The following is a 14967-nucleotide window of genomic DNA, read 5'->3' as shown; positions in this document are numbered from 1 at the left end:
CCCAATTGGGTGCAGCCGGGAAGGGCGGGGAGCCCGAGTGACCGGCCGACGGCGGGACAGACTCCGGTGGGGCGCGTTGGACGCGCCTAATTTGAGGTGCCCCCAAAGCGCCTCGTGCGGTGCCGAAGACGCGCCCCGCTTCCCACCCTGAGCTTGTCGAAGGGTCAATGGCCAGACGCGAAAGCGGGCGTGGCGAGGATGAAACGCGCCTGCCCTCACCCTGAGCTCGTCGGCGGGCGGGCGAGGCCGCGGCGAGAGGAGATCAGCGATGTTGCCCAATAGTCGGCGTCGATACCTTGAACGTTGCACCTCCCGGCGGCGGCCCCGAATCGCTTTGGCAGACGAAGGCGTAGGCCGGCCACCGCCTTTCCCGGAGGGGCACCTCGCGGGTCGTGCACCGCAGCTCGGGCCGTTCATGCTCGACCCACTGCACGAATTGGAAGCCGTCGGTCGGCACGACGACGCCGCCGACCTCGGCCAGGTGCTTGACTTCCGGCACAGCCCGCCACCAGACGCGATAGGCGGGCGAACGCGGGAGCTCGCCCGACAATTCGTAATAGAGCGCCGCCATGCGCAGTCCGTAGGGCATGACGAACAAGGGATGTTCGACCGGCGCATCGGCGACCATCTGCCTGATCGTCGGCTTCAAACCGTCGAAAAGGGGTTCGCGGTCCTGCAGCAGCGTGGCGACGTGCTCCGCCCGCACGATCCCGACGACCAGCAGCAGCGTCGCCACCGCGTCGCGAAGAACCGGGCGGCGCGCGAGCCACCAGGCCAGCGTCGCCACGACAGCGACGAGAAGCGGCCCCAGAACCGGGAGATGGAAGGCGCGGATGTCGTAGGCGCCGTACCACAGCATGAAGGGCGTGAAGGAAAGTGCCGCACCGTAAACGAGTGCCAGGCCCCGCCAGGCAGCATCGCGACGCCTGCAGCCGGCGACGAAAAGCGCGATGCCGACGACGATCAGCGGCGCCGAGACCCACGGATGGGCGGAGCGAAGCGTAAAGACCAGGTCTTCCAGCGTTCGCGTCGAATCGAGACCGGACCCGTAAAGATCGGCGAAATAGGTGCCGCGGATATATTCGACCAGTTCCATGGGCGGCGGCGGCAGCGGCATGTATTCCGAATAGGCCGTGTGCGGGCTATAGGCGGTGTAGGCGAGATAGAGGTACTGACCGGCCCCGAGCAGGATGAAGAAGACAATCGCGGCCATCGGGCGAGGGCGCAGGATCAGGCGGAAATGCAGGACCGTCAGCCAGGTGAAGACCGGCAACAGCATGATCATCATCAGGTGATTGCCGAAGGAGACCGCATAGACCGCACATGCGGCGACGAAGAAGCCGACCCTGCGGCTTTCCACGAAAAGAAGGAGCAGGAAGACGGTCGTCAGAATGAAGGCGAGCGCGAGCGGGTAGACTTCCGCTTCCGTCGCCTGGATGGCCATCAGGCTGGACGTGCCGAGCAGGAGCGCTGCGGCGACGGCGGTGCGGATGTGGCGCGTAAGGCGATAGACGATGAGGAGAGCGACGGCATTGGCGAATGCCGCCGGAACAACGGCAAGCGCGAAGGTCATCGCCCACCACGGCGGCAGCGGCAGCCCGAGGGAGCGTACCCCTGCCCCGAGCAGAAGCACGAACGGATATCCCGGCCCGTGCAGCATGATCGGCGTGTGGCCGAGGATCTGGATTTTCGTCGAATCCCCGGCGTTCAACTCCCCGCCCAACCCGGGAAACATGCACCAGCCGTAATAGACGAGCGAGGCCAGGAAAACGGCCACTGCCGCCGCCGAGGCGCGCCGCCAGCCTTCCCGGTCCCCGGATTGCCGGCCGCCCGTCAAGAGCCAGCGAAGCAGCCGTGGCATTGCTCCAGGCGGACCCGCCGCTATCGCGGCGCCCTGCCGATCCATTCCGTTACCGATTTCCCTCGCCAGCCGCATCAGTCGGTACCCGGTTTTTCCGTTGGAATGATATCGTTCGCCGAGAACGATGCGGAACGAGCGCCGATACGCGGGATGCCTGGAGCGATCATCGGCTCGCGCACCGTGCCGCCCACACCGAAGGGAAGTTCGACGAGCGGTATCCGCAGACGAGCCGGCGCATCGGCGGCGTGGAGGGAGGCGGTGCCCTTCGCCTCGACCTCACCGTCGACAAGCTTTCCGCGGCCCGACAGGCTGATCTCGAAACGGTCGCCCTCGAAGCGGACCCGCGGCACATGAACAACGCCGTCCCGCACGTTGGCAGAGGCAATGAGGGTCGAAAACGATGTCCGTCCGGCAGCGGGTATAAAGGGCTTGCCGGTGCCAAGGTTCACGGTGCCGGATGCCAGCCGCTGCAGCGTCGAGACGATGTCGGCACCATCGAGGCTTCCGTCGCGGACGACGGCGACGCCCCAGCCGTCGAGCGAGGCGATAACGGCGCCGAGCGTCTTCCCCTGTCCCGTGAGTTCGGTCGCCGCCGTGATGACGCCCTCGGGCGGATGGTCCTGGCCGATGGGCAGGCTGATGGTCTCCGGCCAAAGCGCCCGACCGATATCGCTCACCGATACGCCGTCGACGCGGCTGGCAAAACGTACGGATGCCCCCGCTGCCACCGGTGTGACGAGCAGCGTTCCTTGCACACGGCCGCCAGCCAGTTCCGCCTCCTCCAGCGCCACGCTCATCCGCCCCGCGCGGTTGCGAAATCTCACGGTGGGACTTGCGACGCTGAACAGTCCGAAACTACTTGCCGGAGCCCCGGCAGTAAGGTCGATATCGATACCGCGCAGTTGGCGGGGCACGGCGGGGAGCCTCAGCAACTCGGCCAGTTTCTCCGGAAGGAGCGCTCTCAGGTAGGGGCCGAGATCGAGTTCATCGACTTCGAGCGCTCCGTCGAGGCGCGGTCTTTCGCCTCCCCATCCGAAGGCCAGACTGCCCGATGCCGACATTCCGGGCAGTTCGAAGGTCGCATCTTCCAACGCCACGGTATCGCCTTCGGTCGCCTTGAATATGCCGGCTATGCTGAGCGGGCCGACAGCGTGGTCCGGCTCAAGCAGCGTGATCGCCCGCCTCGGCCGGTGAGGCCCCGACCAAAGATCCAGGAAATCGAGCGCCCCCGCCGACAGGACCGCCGGCCTTGCGGCGATCGTCAGATGGCCCTGGCTTCCCTTTGTGAGAATGCTTTGCGGGTCGTCGAGGCCGGCGCTAACGTCGATCCGTCGCCGGCGCCACTCCAGCGAGCCGGCAAGCTCGACGAACGGCTCGATCGCTCTCCGCGCAAACTTCATGTTGATGCCGGTAATCTCTTCCGCCCGCCCGGTACCGTCATCCTCCAACCGGATGGCACCGTTGCGCAGGACGACTTCGCCGATGCCGCCATCCCCGGCATTGGCGAACAGGGGATGCTGCGCATAGCCCGCCAATCTGGACAACAGCTTCCGCGGATCTTCGCCGCTCGCGTTCCAGTTCAGGCGGATCCGTGCGTCATCCAATGTCAAGCTGCGAGGCTCGATCCGCCCACCCAGCAGCGGGAGAACGCGAAGCGATGCGCTAAGAGAGGTGATCGTGAAGCGCGGCGGCTCGTCGGGGCGACCGTTTTCCCTTACTTCCACGTCCTCCATGGTGACGGTGGGAAACGGCAGCACAGCGACGGTCGTGTTGCCGTGAATGCGGACATTCTCGCCGGTCGAGGCGTGGATAAGGCTGGCAATCCGCCCTTCGGCAAATTGCGCCGAAGCATGCGGAAGTATGGCTATGAGTGCTGCCGCTGCGACAGCGGCTATTGCCAGCACTATGAAGATCGACGTTCTCATGGCAGCAATTCTGTTGCCCCGCCACACGACAATCTAGCGCGCCGAAGCGAGCAAAAATAGGGTTGGCCGCCATGATGTTGAAAAGTCACGACAAGCCGGCGCCCGGCAACCTGTGGACGAAAACGTTCTATCTCACCCGAAAATCAGCCTCGGCAGGAGGAGCACCGCACCCGGTACGAAGATCAAAAACAATGTCACCAGCGCCACCGCCGCGAAGAGCGGCGCGGATTCGCGCGTGTAGGCACCGATGGGGCATTGCAGGATCGAGCACACGGCGTACATGGCCGCCCCTACCGGCGGCGTGAAATTGCCGATGGTGGCGGCCAGGATGAAGACGATGCCGAAATGGACGGGGTCGCCGCCGAGCTCGCGCACCAGCGGCAGGAAGATCGGCGTCAGCATGATGATGAGCACGGTGGCGTCGATGAAGAAGCCGATGACGAGCACGAAGAGCGCGATCAGCACCATAGCGCCCTGGAGATTGCCGGTCAGGCCGAGAATCCAGCCGGAGACCACCTCCGGCACGCGGTCGAGCACGATGCCGTAGCTGAAGATGGCCGACAGAGCGATCAGGAACATCACCGAACCGACGTCGCCAAGGCTGCCCTCGAGCGCCTCGAGAAAGCCCCGCACCTTCATCTTGCGGTAGATGAGCACGCCGATGAAGACGGCGTAGATGACCGCGAAGGCGCCGATCTCCGACGGCGTGAAGACGCCCATGCGCAGGCCGAGGAGCAGGAAGACCGGAAACAGAAGCGCCCAGATGCCGCCGGTGAAGGCAAGGACGGCCTCGCGCGCGGTCGCCCGCCTCTCGCGCTCCGGCTTGTAGCCGCGCCGTCTGGCCGTCAGCCACACCGCCATGGAAAGGCCGAGCCACAGGAGAAAGGCCGGCACGAAGCCGGCGGCGAACAGCCGGCCTATCGAGACCTGGCCGATGGTGCCGTAGAGGATCATGCCGACGCCGGGTGGGATAATCGGCGTCAGAACGGCGCCATAGGATAGCACCGAGGCGGCAAAGCCCAGGGTGAATCCGCGCTTGACCATCTCGCCGCCCAGCATGCGCGACTGCATGGCGGCATCGGCGATCGCCGAGCCGGACACGCCGCCCATCAGCGCCGAAAGGGCGATCGAGACCTGCGCCAGTCCGCCCGTCAGCCGCCCGGTGAGCACCGACGCCAGTTCCAATAGCCGCTCGGTGATGCCCGACCGGTTCATGAAATTGCCGGCCATGATGAACAGCGGCACGGCAAGCAGGGCGAAATTCTGCGTCTGCGAGACGGTCACCTGGACGGGGATCGTGAAGGGCAGTTCCGGGTGCTGGATGAAGAACAGCGCACCCGAAATGCCGATGGCGAAGGCGACCGGCATGCCCATCAGGATGAGCGCGACGAAGGCAAGGGCGACGATCAGCACGGCGCTCACCGTGCGGCTGCGGAGGAGGCGCGGAAGAAGCCGTCCTCCTTAAGCGCGGCGCGCACCTTGATGAGCGTGGTGACGAGCAGCAGCACGCCGCCTATGACGATGCTCGCCGTCACCCATGAATAGCTGACGCTCGGGATGCCCTGGAAGGCGCGCGCCCGGCTGACCCAGGAAAGCCACGTGCCTGCATAAACGACATAGACGAGGAAGGCCGAGATGACCCCGTAGTTCACATAGGTGAGCGCGCGAGCGGCTTTCGCCGGCAGCCGCGTCGTCAGAACGTCGATCGACATGAGCGCGTTGCGCCGCCAGGCGATGTCGGCGCACAGAAACGCACCCCAGGCGAAGAACGACGTGGAAAGATCGATGGTCCAGTTGAGGGGGTGGCCCAGCATGCGCGCCACCCCGCCAGTGAAGATCAAGACCACCATGAGGAGCAGGAAGACCCCGGCAAGGACCGCCTCGAGCCTTTGCAGGAAAGCGTATATGGCTGCCATGGGCTATCCTCGCCGGACCCTTCTCGCCCTCCGCGGGCGGTGCTACCGCCCAATCTCTTCCTGCACCTTATCCTTCGCCTCCACGAGGCCGAGCGCCTCATAGGCCTTTTCGCCGGCCTTTCGGAACGCTTCGAGATCCACGTCCTCGACGACGGTCATGCCCGCTTCGATCAACTGCGCCTTGGCCTCCTCTTCCGCCTGCTGGATGGTCGCGGAAGTCTCCTGCCCTGCTGCCCGGCATTCCTCGACCAGCGCGGTCTGGAACTCCTCGGGCAGCCCGTCGAACCATTGCGCGCTGACCACCTGGAAGTTGACGAGCAGGATATGAGCGGTCTCGTTGGCGTGGCTCAGCACCTCGTTGAGGTTGGCGGAGGTGATGTTGGGATAGACCAGTTCCGCCCCGTCGACCGCCCGCTGCTGCAGGCCCGGATAGATGTCGGTGAAATTGAGGGCAACGGGTACTGCGCCCAGCGCGCGCACCGATTCCTGCCAGATGGGCGCGGGCGGCGTGCGGATGCGTAGGCCGGCGAGGTCTTCCGGCGTACGGATTTCCTTGTTGGTGAAGAAGTGGCGAAAGCCTTGCACCCAGTCGAAACACACTACCTTCAGGCCGTGTTGGTCGGCCAGCTCGCTCTGCCATTCCTGCATCGTGGGCGAATCGGCGAGTGCGTAGGCCTGCTCTAGCGACTCCACGAAATAGGGCCCGTTGACCACGGCAATGCCCGGCACATAGTTGCCGAGCCGGGCGGAATCGGTGTTCTGGCCGATATTGGCGCCCTGGCGGATCTGCTCGATGATATCCTCTTCGACGCCGAGCTGTGCGCTGTGGAAGACCTCGATGGTGAGCCCGCCGTCGGTGCGCTCTTCGACACGCTCGGCCCAGTTCAGAAAGCCCTGGTGGTAGGGCTCGTCGGGGCCCAGAACATGGTTGAAGCGGAGCGTGAAGGTCTCCTGCGCACCGGCGCCGCCATGGAATCCCACGGCAAGGGCTAATGCGGCGCAGGCAATCGAAAGCCGTCTCGTCAATCTACGCATCTCTTCTCCTCCTTACGCGAGTGCGTTCACTCCATCGGCCGGCGAAACGGCAGAACGCCAAGCTTCGCCGACAGGCGAACAGAAAGCCGGATGCATGAACCATGGCGCGTCCCCCAGACGCCGTGGTTCATGCGCCGGCCCCTCCCGGCATCTCGATGCCGAACCTGTCGGCAAGATGCCGAAAGGCTTCGAGCGTGACGGGGTCGAGGGGGACGCCCTCGACCGCCCGCCGGTCCGCCTCCGCCCATTCGCGATCGCCGGGGGCCATGACCTTCCCACCGGTACGCGCCGCCGAGCCGCGCAAAGCGGCCAGATAGCGCGTCATGCCGTCGGCGAAGGTTTTCTCGCCCACGAAAGCATCGGGCCTCAGTGCGAGGACGAAGGCGCCGAGGCCGCGCGGTGTGGAAAAATCGGGTCCGAACATCGGCGCGATGTCGAGGCTCAGCCGCATACCCGAGAGGACAGCGCTGAAGATCTCGACCAAACCGGCAAGGCCCGCGCCCTTGAAGCCGAACTCACCGCCGAGCGGAGCGAGCATCTCGGCCTCCTCGGCATCTTCCGTGTCCTCGCCATCGGTGCGCGAGGCGGTGCTTTGAGGCAGCTTCAGGCCAAGGCTCTTGTAGAGCTGGACGCGGTTAAACGGGATCGCGCTTGTGGCCATGTCGAGCAGCCATGGGCGCCCGCCGGGAACGGGCACCGCACAGGCGATCGGGTTGGTGCCGTGGAAGCGCTGGGCGCCCTCGTGCAACCGGACAAAGCTGTCGGAATTGCACATGGCCACGCCGATCATGCCGGCCTCGGCCGCGGCAAGCGCATAGGCGCCGGCCGGGCCGAAATGGGAGCTGTTGCGGATGGCGACCGCGCCGATGCCCAGGCTTTGCGCCAGTTTTCCGGCCTCGTTCATGGCGAAGTAAGCGGCGAGCGCGCCGTGGGCGTCGTCGGCCTCGAGGGCGGCGGCGGCACCGCCCTTCCAATCAAGGTGAAGCTTCGGCCTCGGGTTCACCCGACCGTGCGAGAGGGCCCGGACGTAGTGGTCGAGCAAGCGCACGCCGTGGCTGTCGATGCCGAGCCGGGAGCCGTGCAACATGGCGCGAGTGGCCGCATTCGCCGTCGCGGCATCCGCGCCGGCGACCGAGAGAACGGCGCGGCAGAAGCGGTCGAGCGCGTCCGCCATTACCCGGTGCGGGGTGCCCTCGGTCCTTTTGCGTTCGAGCGCCATCACAACGTCTGCCCTCCGTCCACGACCATGATCGTGCCCGACGTGAAGGCGGACTCGTCGCCCGCGAGATAAAGGGCTGCGGCGGCCATCTCCTTCACATTGCCGAGCCGCCCCATGGGCTGGCGCTCGACAAACGCGCGGCGGGTCGCCTCGGGGTCGTCGGCAGTGGCAATGCGCGCCTCCAGCGACGGCGACTGTGTCGTGCCGGGGCAGAGCGCGTTGACGCGCACGCCGGTGCGGATCACGTCGCGCGCTACGGCCTTGGTGAGCCCGATGACGGCGGCCTTGCTGGCGCCGTAGGCCGCGCGGTTCGCCACGCCGGTGATCGAAGAGGCGACGGAAGCCACGTTGATGATCGAGCCGCTGCCGCGCTCGATCATGCCGGGGAGGGCTGCGCGGATGGTGAAGAAGCAGGAGGTGACGTTCTGGTCGAGGCTTCTCTCCCAGTCCTCGTCCGAGCAGTCGAGCAGCGTACCGTTGTGCACCCAGCCGGCGCAGTTGACGAGGATGTCAACGCGACCTGCATCTCGAATAGCGCGAGCGACGGCAGGACCGTCCGTGACATCGAGGCTGATGGGCCGGATCGAAGGCGAATGCTCGGGCAGGTCGCGCATCTTCTCGGCCGTGCGGCTGGCGGCGACCACCTCGGCCCCCTCCTCGGCGAAGGCGAGCACAATGGCGCGCCCGATGCCTTGCCCCGCACCGGTCGCGAATGCGCGTTTGCCCGCAAGCCGAGCCGCCATCGCCTTCAACCTCCTCCCGGGCCGCGATTGCTTCACCTGTTGTCAAAAAACGTCTAATGTCTACACTATACGAAATGCTTGTCCTGGACAAGCCGTTTCGGGATGGCGCATCTCACCGGCAAATGCTGCAGGAGGGGAGAGCAAGTGAGCGCATCGCGGGCTGGAGACCGAGAAGGGAGCAAAGGGCCGCAGGATCGTTCGCGGGCCGGCGGGCAAGGCGCGGGCCTTGCACCCCGGCTCTACCAGCGTGCCTTCGATATCCTCGCCGCGCAGATCGGCGACGGCGTGCTTGCGGCCGGCACGCGGCTCACCGAATCGGGCGTTGCCGAGCAGTTCGACATCAGCCGCGCGCCCGCCCGACGGGCGCTGGCCGAGCTTGAAAGGAGCGGCTTTGTCGTCAAGTCGGAAGGCAGAGGCTACGCGGTGCGCAAGCCCTCGGAAGGTGTGAGCGCGCACCGGACGGGCGTTCCGGCGGAAGAAGACCTTCGGCTCGTCTCCCGGCCGAGCTGGGAGCGTATCTATGCGGAAGTGGAGGACGAAATCGTCGGCCGCATCTCGTTTGCGAGCTGGCGCGTCAACGAGGCGGAACTGGCGCGCTACTATCACGTCAGCCGCACCGTGGCGCGCGATGTGGTGGGCCGCCTGCAACAGCGCGGTGTCTTGCGCAAGGACGATCGCTCGCGGTGGTATGCGCCGGCGCTGACGCCAGAGCATGTCGGCGAGTTGTACGAATTGCGGAGCATCCTGGAGCCCGTGGCGCTGACCAAGGCTGCGCCCAACATGCCGCTGAATTTTCTGGCCGGCATGCGGGCGCATCTGGACGAAGCCATTGCCCATGCCGACGCCATCGAGGGGCCAACCCTCGACCGGCTGGAGGAGGAGATGCACGTGACGCTGCTCGAATATTGCGGGAACCGCACATTGATGCAGGCGATCACGCTGCCGCAGTCGCTTCTGATCGCGCACCGGTTCCTTTACCGCTGGACGCCGCGGCTATTCAACACGGAGCCTTTCCTGCCGGAACACATGGAAATCGTGCGGTATCTGGAGGCGGGCAACATCCCCGGGGCGGCAAGTGCACTCGAGCACCACCTGAAGGTTTCCAGCGGCCGGGCGCTGGCACGCGTGGACGTCATCCGGCGCGAGTTCCGTGCCGAGAGCCTGCCTTACCTGGATCGTCTGGACGAGAGCTGAGCGCCGAACGCGCTGCTATGGCCCCTACAGGGCCGGGCCGGAGGATGCCGTGGAAGCAGTCGCATACGCGGCACGGCGGCTGCGTCCGAAATTTTTCCGGCAGCGTGACCGGCGGTCTCGCTCCAGCCGCAGTTCGGCAGATAATGACGGCCAGGAAAAGGGGATGCGGTCCATGAAAGCGAACACGCTCGGCTTCTTCCGGGTAGCGCTCCTGCTTCTTCTCATGCCGGTGGCGGCGCGCGCCGACGACCCGCCCCAATCCGGGCAACCGGTGTTCGACCACGTCGTCGAGCTTGTGATGGAACATTTCTACGACGCGTCGGCGCTCGACCGCTTCGTCACGGCGGTGCGAGACGAGATGGAGGACCAGGAGGCGCCGGTGACGGCCGACAGCACCGAAGCGCGGGTCGACGCGGCGATCGATACGGTGCTTGCCAGCCTCGATGCATCGCACACAGGGCGCTACAAGCCGGATGGGATCGATTATTTCGAGTTGATCGACATCTTCCGCTTCGCGGTACGGGACCACATGCGGCGTTTGTTCCCGCCGGAAGGCGAGGCGAGCTATCTCGGCATCGGCATCGTCGCCCAAGAGGCCGACGGCGCGCTGTTCGTCAGCGATGTCTATGACGGTTCGCCGGCGGATCGCGCCGGAATACTGGTCGGCGACGAGATCGTCTCGGTGGACGGTGCGCCCTATGACGAGATCAGGTCCTTCCAAGACAAGGTTGGAGACACCGTCGAGGTGCGCTTGCGCCGGCATGAAGGCGCCGAACCGATCACCATCGAGGCCACGGTAGAGCGGCTGCGGCCGCTGCAGAGCTTCTCGAAGGCGATCGAGGAGAGCGCGACCGTAACGGAGCGCGACGGCCGGCGGATCGGCTATGTTCGGCTATGGACGCTCTCCAGTCGCGATGCGATGGACGTCGTCGCCCGGGAGCTTGCCACCGGCCGCCTCAAAGACGCGGACGGGGTGGTCGTCGACCTGCGCGGCCGCTGGGGCGGCGGCCAGTCCGATGCGGCCGAGCTTTTCGTCGGCGACACGGCGCCGTTCCGGCTTATCCTGCGCGACGGCGAGGAAATTCTCGCCAATGTGCGCTGGAACAGGCCGGTTGTCGCCATCATCGACGAGGGATCGAGAAGCGGCCTCGAAGTCTTCGCCTATTCGCTGAAGACGAACGGCATACCGCTCGTGGGAGCGCGGACGGCGGGCGCGTTGCTGGCCGGCCGTGCCTATCTCCTGCCCGACGACAGCCTGCTCATCCTGGCAGTGTCCGACGCGGTGCTCGGCGAGGAGACGAGGCTCGAAGGGCGCGGCATTCAGCCGGATACCCCGGCTACGTTCGGCCTGCCCTATTCAGCGGGTCGCGACCCTCAGCTCGATGCTGCCATCGAGGAGATGCGGCGCATCCTTGCCGAGGGATAAGGCTGCGAGGCCCGCTACGGCGCTCTATTCCAATCGAGGTGTTGGGGATCGTTCTCGAGCAGGATCGGCTTGCCATGCGGCGTGGCGTGGGCCGCGCGCTGCCAAGCTGCAGCCAAGGCATCCACATCGCCTGGCGCAGCGACGCTTTTGGCCACAAGGAGTTTTTCGAGTGCGGAGAGCCAGCATTCGTAGTAGTCGCTGCCATCCTCGGCTACGCCCCTCTTCTTCAATTCCTCCGACAGGCTCTTGGCCCACTCGCTCCAGGAAAACACACCTTTCTGGTGGAGCGCGAGCGTCAACGCAAAAGCTTGCGCCTGCCAGGGCTCGGAGAATGCGCGATCATCGTCGGCCTGCGGAAGCAGATCATGCAGGCTCAAGATAACTCTCCCATGCATCGACAGAGACGGTCAGCGCCGGATCGCTCGTCTCACCCCAGATCTCATGCCCTTCAAAAACCACGGTGTAGACCCATTGCGGGTTTTCCCCTTTCCCATGGGCGTTTGTATCGGGGAAGACGAACCCGCCCCGCACGGCTTCGATGACGCCGAGCTTGCCGCGCGCGTAGCGCGGCAGCCGCGTATGGTCCTCGGTGTGGAAATTCCTCGTTCGCACACGATCGCCGGCCTTGAAGCGCGCCGGGGCCGAGACCGGCCTGTCGCACGGCGCGCCCTTTGCCAGAACCGCCGCGACGTCAGCCGCCTTCAGCGTCCGTTTCGGCCTGGCGCCTTCGACCAGCGCCCGTCCCTCGGCCAACTCATCCGCGGTGACAAAACCATGGCGTTGAAGCAGGACCGCCAGCGCCTTGATCCAGATCTCGTAGTAGCTGGATGCGTAGTAGTCCGCCGGGTGGAGGCATTCCCGGGCATGGCGGCTTTCATCGATGGTCCAGGCGCCCATCGCGCCTGCCGCAAGTGTTACGCCGAGCGCCCGCTTCTCCCACTCGGCGTGGAAAACAGGCTCGTCCCTTTCCGGCGCAACCGCCCCGAAGCCCATCTGCCCGCCGAGGTCCTGGGGCCCATTCATGGCTGGTATGGCTCCAGCGCCAGGCCGGTGCCAATCATGGAATCGCGCGTGACCAACGCCGCCAACTCCTCCTCGCTCAGGCCTTCGGTGCCCTTTGGCCGCAGCGGCACGACGAGGTAGCGCAGTTCCGCGGTCGAATCCCAGACCCGGATCTTCGTCTGCGCCGGCAGATCCACATCGAATTCCTCAAGCACGCCGCGCGGATCGATAACGGCCCGGCTGCGATAGGCCGGCGCCTTGTACCAGACCGGCGGCAAACCCAATACGGACCAGGGATAGCAGGAGCAGAGCGTGCAGACGACGAGATTGTGCGTATCTTCGGTATTGAAGACGGCCTGCATGTGCTCGCCTTGCCGGCCGGTGAAACCCAGCGATGCGATCGCTGCGGTGGCATCCTGCTTCAACCAGTTGGAATAGTCCGGATCGCACCATGCCCGTGCGACAACCTTCGCGCCATTCCGCGGGCCGACCTTGGTTTCGTAGGTGTCGACTATGGCGTCGATTGCCGCGGGTTCGACCAGTCCCTTCTGTGTCAGGATAATCTCCAAGGCGCGCACCCGTGCGGCCATGTGATCGAGGTCATTGTCGTGGTCGTGGTCGTGATCATGGGCGTGGGGCATGGACAAAAGGATATGCGTCGAATCCGAGAAGGACAAGGCCGGTGACGCATTGGTGAGAGCACCCTAACAGCGAAGGTTGGGGGCTGTTGCCACGTCTGAATAAGCCGGTCCCGGACCGTTCCTAGAAGCTCTCGAACCGGATCGCAGCAAGGCTGGCGGCGACCAACACCAGGAGAGATGCGGTGACGGCGAGCGTTAGCCGTCCGCTGATCTGGAAGAGAAGCCTCGCGTCGACGCTGAGGCCGAGCCCGGCCATCGCGACGAGCGCAAGTGCCTTGTGAAGGGCGACGGCGCCTGCGGCTATTTTTGCCGGAATCAAACCGATGGTGCTCAGCGTGGCCAACAACAGGAATACGAGGATGAACGGGGGCACCATCCTGGTGAACACCAAGGCCTCCCGCCAGCCTGACGGTACGGCATCGTCCGTTGGCGTCGCCCGGTGCCTTGCCGCAAGCGCCGACATAGCCACCACCACGGGCCCAAGCATCAGCACGCGTATGAGCTTGACCGTCGTGCCGATCTGTACGGCCTGCAGGCCGGCCGGTGCGGTGGCCGCCAGCACCTGGGGGACCGCGTAGATCGTCAGCCCGGCCAGGATGCCGTATTCGCGATCGGCAAGATCGAAGAGTGGAATGAGGAGCGGCAGATAGACGACCACGACAACGCTCAGAACCGCACTGAACGTGATCGCCGATACAACGTCTTCTCGTGACGCCCGGATGGCGGGGGCAACGGCGGCAATCGCGGAGTTGCCGCAAATGGCGTTGCCGCAGGCAATGAGCGCGGCCATATGCCTGCCGATTCCAAGGAAACGGCAAATGACGTAGCTGGCGATGATCGACACCAGGACAACGCCGACGATAGTGGCGGGGAGGCCAACCCCCGCTTCGGCTATGCGCTGCAGGCTGATCGACAAGCCCAGGAGCGCGACCGCTACCTCCAGGAGGATTCTCGCGCTAAAATCGATGCCGGGAAGCAGCCTTGCGCCGGGCTCATAAACGACGCGGAACGCGGCGGCGATAAGAATCGCCAGCACCAACGCATCCAGACTGAGCCCGCCGGACAAGCTCCGCCCCAGCGCATCGGCAAGGCTGGCTGTAAGAGCGATGCCGACACACAGAGCAAAGCCTGGAACCAGGCGCAAGATGCGCGGAAGCCTCATTCGACGAAGGCACGTTCTATGACGAACTCGGCGGGGCGGCTGTTGGAGCCCTCCCCGAGCCCAGCCTCCTCGAGCAGTACCTTGGTTTCGCGCAGCATGTCTATGGAGCCGCAGATCATCGCGCGGTCGACGGTAGGATCGAAAGCCGGCACGCCGAGATCAGCAAAAAGCCTGCCCGAACGTATAAGGTCGGTGATGCGACCCTGTCGCCGATAGGTCTCGCGCGTGGCGGTGGCGTAGTGGATGAGCCTGCCTGGATCGAACAGTTCGCCCAGCATCTCGTCCCCGCGGATTCCCTCCACGAGATCGAGGCCGTAGCGGAGCTCGGCCGCCTCGCGGCAGGTGTGGGTAAGGATGACCTGATCGAACTTCTCGTAGGTTTCGGGATCGCGGATGAGGCTGGCGAAAGGGGCGATCCCGGTTCCCGTCGAAAGCATGTAGAGCCGCCGGCCTGGAACCAGGGCGTCGTTGACCAGCGTCCCGGTGGCCTTCTGGCGCACCAGGATCTCGTCTCCCGGCTCGATCTTCTGGAGGCGCGATGTCAGCGGCCCGTCGGGCACCTTGATGGAGAAGAATTCAAGCTCCTCGTCCCAGGACGGACTGGCAATGGAATAGGCACGGAACAGCGGCTTGCCGTCCACCATCAGCCCGATCATCACGAACTCGCCGGAGCGGAAGCGGAAGCTCGCCGGCCGCGTCGTGCGGAAGCGGAAAAGGCCGTCGGTGTAGTGATGCACGTTGAGGACGCCAAGCGTGTGGGTGCCGGCGGGTGCTGCGGCAGTGATGGCTTCTGGGCTGGTGATGACGTTCATGGATCGGTAGTTCTCCGATGGTTGCAGATGT

14 protein-coding genes are annotated in these 14967 nt (G+C 65.4%); 2 read left to right on the top strand and 12 right to left on the bottom strand.

Going from position 1 to position 14967, the window contains the following annotated elements:
* Positions 1 to 262: 262 nt before the first annotated feature.
* The 7 genes from GM910_RS21960 to GM910_RS21930 form a co-directional block, all read right to left on the bottom strand.
* Positions 263 to 1861 carry a protein O-mannosyl-transferase family gene (locus tag GM910_RS21960; RefSeq protein ID WP_159591446.1) on the bottom strand — a complete coding sequence of 533 codons (1599 nt, stop codon included), beginning with the start codon at positions 1859 to 1861 and terminating at the stop codon, positions 263 to 265.
* Between the two features lie 74 nt (positions 1862 to 1935).
* Positions 1936 to 3786 carry an AsmA family protein gene (locus GM910_RS21955; RefSeq protein WP_159591443.1) on the bottom strand — a complete coding sequence of 617 codons (1851 nt, stop codon included), beginning with the start codon at positions 3784 to 3786 and terminating at the stop codon, positions 1936 to 1938.
* Positions 3787 to 3918: 132 nt separating this feature from the next.
* Complete coding sequence (locus GM910_RS21950; RefSeq protein WP_246226263.1) at positions 3919 to 5208, bottom strand: TRAP transporter large permease; 1290 nt, start codon at positions 5206 to 5208, stop codon at positions 3919 to 3921.
* Positions 5205 to 5702: a TRAP transporter small permease gene (locus GM910_RS21945; protein WP_159591441.1), complete on the bottom strand. Its 498-nt coding sequence runs from the start codon at positions 5700 to 5702 to the stop codon at positions 5205 to 5207. Before GM910_RS21945 ends, GM910_RS21950 begins: the two co-directional genes overlap by 4 nt.
* A gap of 42 nt (positions 5703 to 5744) precedes the next feature.
* Entirely contained in the window at positions 5745 to 6737 is a 993-nt protein-coding gene (locus GM910_RS21940) for a C4-dicarboxylate TRAP transporter substrate-binding protein (RefSeq protein ID WP_159591439.1), read from the bottom strand.
* A gap of 127 nt (positions 6738 to 6864) precedes the next feature.
* Complete coding sequence (locus GM910_RS21935) at positions 6865 to 7956, bottom strand: Ldh family oxidoreductase (RefSeq protein WP_159591437.1); 1092 nt, start codon at positions 7954 to 7956, stop codon at positions 6865 to 6867.
* On the bottom strand, positions 7956 to 8699 hold the full coding sequence (locus tag GM910_RS21930; protein WP_159591435.1) for an SDR family oxidoreductase: 744 nt from the start codon (positions 8697 to 8699) through the stop codon (positions 7956 to 7958). The genes GM910_RS21935 and GM910_RS21930 overlap by 1 nt, the downstream gene beginning before the upstream one ends.
* A 144-nt stretch (positions 8700 to 8843) precedes the next feature.
* On the opposite strand from GM910_RS21930, the gene GM910_RS21925 reads away from it, so the two are divergent.
* Both GM910_RS21925 and GM910_RS21920 read left to right on the top strand, forming a co-directional pair.
* Positions 8844 to 9893, top strand: a complete 1050-nt coding sequence (locus GM910_RS21925; RefSeq protein ID WP_246226262.1) for a GntR family transcriptional regulator — start codon at positions 8844 to 8846, stop codon at positions 9891 to 9893.
* A gap of 172 nt (positions 9894 to 10065) precedes the next feature.
* Positions 10066 to 11319 (top strand): S41 family peptidase, encoded by a 1254-nt coding sequence (locus tag GM910_RS21920; protein ID WP_159591430.1) that lies wholly within the window; start codon positions 10066 to 10068, stop codon positions 11317 to 11319.
* Positions 11320 to 11333: 14 nt separating this feature from the next.
* Here GM910_RS21920 and GM910_RS21915 read toward each other — a convergent pair whose 3' ends face one another.
* The 5 genes from GM910_RS21915 to GM910_RS21895 all read right to left on the bottom strand — a co-directional run bounded on the left by GM910_RS21915 (position 11334) and on the right by GM910_RS21895 (position 14936).
* Positions 11334 to 11696, bottom strand: a complete 363-nt coding sequence (locus GM910_RS21915) for a nitrile hydratase accessory protein (RefSeq protein ID WP_246226261.1) — start codon at positions 11694 to 11696, stop codon at positions 11334 to 11336.
* Positions 11683 to 12342 carry a nitrile hydratase subunit beta gene (nthB, locus tag GM910_RS21910; RefSeq protein WP_159591424.1) on the bottom strand — a complete coding sequence of 220 codons (660 nt, stop codon included), beginning with the start codon at positions 12340 to 12342 and terminating at the stop codon, positions 11683 to 11685. The genes GM910_RS21915 and nthB overlap by 14 nt, the downstream gene beginning before the upstream one ends.
* Positions 12339 to 12962, bottom strand: coding sequence for a nitrile hydratase subunit alpha (gene nthA, locus GM910_RS21905; protein WP_159591421.1), 624 nt, complete (start codon positions 12960 to 12962; stop codon positions 12339 to 12341). Before nthA ends, nthB begins: the two co-directional genes overlap by 4 nt.
* A gap of 121 nt (positions 12963 to 13083) precedes the next feature.
* Positions 13084 to 14106 carry a YeiH family protein gene (locus tag GM910_RS21900; RefSeq protein WP_246226260.1) on the bottom strand — a complete coding sequence of 341 codons (1023 nt, stop codon included), beginning with the start codon at positions 14104 to 14106 and terminating at the stop codon, positions 13084 to 13086.
* Between the two features lie 14 nt (positions 14107 to 14120).
* Entirely contained in the window at positions 14121 to 14936 is an 816-nt protein-coding gene (locus tag GM910_RS21895; protein ID WP_159591415.1) for a ferredoxin--NADP reductase, read from the bottom strand.
* Positions 14937 to 14967 lie beyond the last annotated feature (31 nt).

This window comes from Chelativorans xinjiangensis (genome assembly GCF_009812055.1).
Taxonomy (GTDB): Bacteria; Pseudomonadota; Alphaproteobacteria; order Rhizobiales; family Rhizobiaceae; genus Chelativorans; species Chelativorans xinjiangense.
This window is presented reverse-complemented; position numbering and strand designations above follow the sequence as displayed.

What these genes read in the sequence shown, in the direction of transcription:
- GM910_RS21960 (WP_159591446.1), bottom strand. Translation starts at nt 1,861, where the DNA reads ATGCCACGGCTGCTTCGCTGGCTCTTGACGGGCGGCCGGCAATCCGGG.
- GM910_RS21955 (WP_159591443.1), bottom strand. Translation starts at nt 3,786, where the DNA reads ATGAGAACGTCGATCTTCATAGTGCTGGCAATAGCCGCTGTCGCAGCG.
- GM910_RS21945 (WP_159591441.1), bottom strand. Translation starts at nt 5,702, where the DNA reads ATGGCAGCCATATACGCTTTCCTGCAAAGGCTCGAGGCGGTCCTTGCC.
- GM910_RS21940 (WP_159591439.1), bottom strand. Translation starts at nt 6,737, where the DNA reads ATGCGTAGATTGACGAGACGGCTTTCGATTGCCTGCGCCGCATTAGCC.
- GM910_RS21935 (WP_159591437.1), bottom strand. Translation starts at nt 7,956, where the DNA reads ATGGCGCTCGAACGCAAAAGGACCGAGGGCACCCCGCACCGGGTAATG.
- GM910_RS21930 (WP_159591435.1), bottom strand. Translation starts at nt 8,699, where the DNA reads ATGGCGGCTCGGCTTGCGGGCAAACGCGCATTCGCGACCGGTGCGGGG.
- GM910_RS21920 (WP_159591430.1), top strand. Translation starts at nt 10,066, where the DNA reads ATGAAAGCGAACACGCTCGGCTTCTTCCGGGTAGCGCTCCTGCTTCTT.
- nthB (WP_159591424.1), bottom strand. Translation starts at nt 12,342, where the DNA reads ATGAATGGGCCCCAGGACCTCGGCGGGCAGATGGGCTTCGGGGCGGTT.
- nthA (WP_159591421.1), bottom strand. Translation starts at nt 12,962, where the DNA reads ATGCCCCACGCCCATGATCACGACCACGACCACGACAATGACCTCGAT.
- GM910_RS21895 (WP_159591415.1), bottom strand. Translation starts at nt 14,936, where the DNA reads ATGAACGTCATCACCAGCCCAGAAGCCATCACTGCCGCAGCACCCGCC.